Source organism: Clostridium sp. DSM 17811 (genome assembly GCF_018861905.1).
GTDB lineage: Bacteria > Bacillota > Clostridia > Clostridiales > Clostridiaceae > Clostridium_AD > Clostridium_AD frigoriphilum.
Genome location: NZ_JAHLDU010000065.1, coordinates 1 through 3,775, shown reverse-complemented (window position 1 = coordinate 3,775; position 3,775 = coordinate 1). Strand labels below are relative to the sequence as shown.

Annotated in this window: 1 protein-coding gene and 1 rRNA gene; one reads left to right on the top strand and one right to left on the bottom strand. The window is 29.3% G+C overall.

Annotated features, from left to right (window positions below):
- Positions 1-461: 461 nt before the first annotated feature.
- Complete coding sequence (locus KPL44_RS24855; protein ID WP_216256062.1) at positions 462-3,533, top strand: insulinase family protein; 3,072 nt, start codon at positions 462-464, stop codon at positions 3,531-3,533.
- A 134-nt stretch (positions 3,534-3,667) separates the two neighbouring features.
- Here KPL44_RS24855 and rrf read toward each other — a convergent pair.
- Positions 3,668-3,775 (bottom strand): 5S ribosomal RNA (gene rrf / locus KPL44_RS24850); the annotation flags it as partial.

Sequence of the window (3,775 nt, the reverse complement as noted above, 5' to 3'; positions counted from 1 at the left end):
TTTTTAGCCTTACGACTAAAATATTACTTTTACTAAAGTAATTGACTGGTTAAAATAAAATATTATTTCATTTCTTTACCTATTTCTCTGTTTAATTTTCAAAGACCAATGTGCCACTCGTATGTGACGACAAGGAGTATTCTATCATATTTATAGATCCACATTTTTATAAAATAGATGTTCTAGTTATACTATCTTCATATTTCTACATATATATCTATATAGTTCAATATTACGCATTACGATACGCATGGATAAGTAATTTTAATATTGTCAATAATTTCAATATTGGCATTATTGCTAGAATGCATATTTTGTTTAATATCATAGGTTTTCTACTACATCTATCACTTCATAATCTGTTGAAATTTTCCAAAATTAGTAGTATCATGAATAACACTGTGTGAAATAATAAAAATAAATTTAATATGGTAAAATTTTAATTACTAGGGGGAAACAACATGAAGAGATTAAGAATTTTTTGTAGCGCACTTACTGTTATGTGCTTTATAGGAACATTAGCTAATCCTATTCTTTCTGTAAGTGCGAAAACAACTGTTACAAAAGTAGCACCAGCTAAAACTGTTACTAAAGAAATTGGAGAAAACTATAAGGTCGGTCAGGTTTATCATGGCTTTAAGCTTATTGAAGATGGTCAATTAAAAGATTATAATGCTGTAGGCAGAATATTTGAACATGTAAAAAGTGGTGCTAGACTTGTTCAGTTTAAAAACGCTGACCCAAATAAATACTTTGCAGTAACTTTCAGAACACCTACTGACGATAATACTGGTAAACCTCACATATTAGAGCATTCACTTTTAATGGGTGGTTCTAATAAATATCCTATTAAACAATTGCTTACGTATTTTTTGAATGGTTCTCTTTCCAACGAAATGAATGGATATACACAAGCTGATAGAACCTTCTATCCATTTGCTACAGTAAATGAACAGGAGTTTAATAACTTAATGGATGTTTATCTTGATATGGTTTATAATCCAAGGGTTCAATCCTTAGAAAACATTTTTAGAGAAGAAGCTTGGCACCATGAAATAACTGATCCGAAAAATCAAATTGAAGATACAGGTGTAGTCCTTAATGAAATGAAAGGTGCATCGAGTTCACCTGAGCAACAACTAATGACAGCAATTAATAGGAGTTTACTGCCTAATACAACTTACAATTTTAATTCTGGTGGAGATCCAAAGCATATAACTGACTTGTCATATAAAGAGCTTGTTGATTATTATAAAAAATATTATAATCCATCAAACAGTTTTATATTCATATATGGAGATACACCTTTAGATGATAAATTAAAACATATTGATGAAAGCTTTTTAAGCAAAGCTACTAAAACGCCTATTGACTCAAAAATAGTTAAACAAAATTCATTTACCGAAAGAAAATATAGTGAAACTGAATACGGAATTCCAAAAGAACAACCAGCAGATAATAAAGACTATCTTGCATTAAACTTTGTTACTGATAATTCTTCTGATCTTGAACAATTAGTAGGAACTAATTTATTCACATCGTTAGTTTTAAATAATGAAAACTCAATTTTGCATAAAAATCTAAGGGATGCTGGTTTTAAAAATATAAGTGCATTTTCACTTCCTGGACAAGCACAATCTATTACAACAATCCTTGCATCTAACACAGATAGGAAACAAAAAGAATTATTCGAAAAAACAGTTATGAATTCATTAAAAGAAATATCAAAACAAGGTATAGATAAAGATTTATTAGCTTCTACCTTAAGTAGCGTTGACTTATCTGAGAAACTTGGCAAATCCTACACCAAAGATACTGGAAGATCATTATATGATCTTGCTAGTATGGGTTTTGCTTATGACACAAATATGTTAGCCCCTTTTAAATCTAATGATGCATTCATGGAAAAATTTAAAAACGCTTCAAAAACTCATTATTTTGAAAAACTTATTGATGATAAATTTGTAAACAATAAATTCAGCTCTTTAGTAACATTTAAAGCTGTACCTGGTTTAAATGATAAAGAAAAAGAAGCAGAAGTGAAAAAATTAGCTGATTATAAATCATCTTTGAGTAAAGAATCTTTAAATGCATTAATTAAATCAAACGTTGAATTAAAAGAGTGGCAATCAACACCAGAATCACCTGAAGTATTATCAAAACTTCCACTGGTTAATGTTGATGCTCTAACCCCTAAAATCACTAAAACACCACTTGAAATAAATCGCGTAGATGGGGTTAAAGTACTTTATCATCCAATGTCTACCAATGGAACAAACAATTTATCATTATACTTTGATACAACATCAGTTAAGCAGAATCAAATTCCTTATATAAAATTATTATCTTCACTACTTGGTAGTATGGATACAAAAACTCACACTCAAGATGAATTAACAAAATTAAGTGCAAAATACTCAAATGGAATTAGTACTTCAGCATATGCGGCTCCTTCAATTAATCATAAAAACACTTATACTCCAACCTTACAATTTAGTGCAACTTCTTTAAACGAAAATGCACCAAATGTAACAAAATTAATGTTGGAAGTCATTAAGGATACTAAAATAAATGACAAAGAAAAATTAAAACTAATAATAGATAATACTAAAGCAAACTTAGATTCTTCAATTGCAAATAATGCTATCTCCTTAGCACTCAATAAGAATTCAAGTAATAACAGTGCATACTCTGCCTATATGAATAATTTAGCAGGTATAGAATACTATAATTTCATTAGTGACCTTAGTAAAAATTTCGATAGAAAATATGATGAACTAGTTAAAAATCTTACGGAGGTTTCAAAAACTATTTTCAATAAAAACAACTTAACTTTAAGTGTTACTGTTGAAGATAAGGAATTTAAAAAGTTCCAAACTAATTTGACAAACATTATTACTAATCTTCCTTCTGATAAATTAACTACTCAAAATTATAAATTTAAATTTAGCGACAAAAAAGAAGCATATACAATCGAATCTCCTATTAATTATAACATTCAATCTTTTAACTACAAAGATCTAGGATACAATGTTAAAGGAAGTCTCCAAGTATTGTCTCCTCTTGTAAATTCGTTCTTATGGGATACTTTAAGAGTTAAAGGTGGAGCATATGGTGCTTATCTATCAGCTGATGAAACTGGAGAAATGACTATATTTACTTATAGAGACCCTAGAATTAAGGAATCTTTCCAAGATATAAAGACGATACCTAAATTTTTGGAAAATGCTGATAAAATATCACCAATGCAATTAAATCAATATAAGCTAGATGCTTTAAAAAGTTACTATATACCAAACTCGATATATGAAAAAGCTTATAAATCTGATATATTATATTTTAGTGGAGTAAGCGATGATTATCGTCAAAACTGTATAGATGAAATTCTAAATACAACTTCTGATGACCTAAAATCTTATTCTGAAATATTTGAAGATGGATTAAAAGAAAATAGAATTACAACTATTGGTAATAGCAAAACAATAGAAGCTAGTAAAGAGTTATTTGATAGTATTGAACCAATAGTAAAATAACTAAATGATTAGAGGTGGTTTTGAAATTTAAAATGTACCCCGTAGAGTAGACAATTAACAAAGTCACTCTATGAGGTACATTTTGTTTACGCAAAACAAAAGACACTAAGTTATAACTTAGTGTCTTTTTTATTACCTGGCGACAACCTACTCTTCCACAAGGTCACCCCTGCAGTACCATCGGCGCATTGAAGCTTAACCTTCGTGTTCGGTATGGGAACGGGTGTTACCTTCAGGCCATA

Coding starts and splice junctions, on each gene's coding strand:
- KPL44_RS24855 (WP_216256062.1), top strand. CDS start 462: ATGAAGAGATTAAGAATTTTTTGTAGCGCACTTACTGTTATGTGCTTT.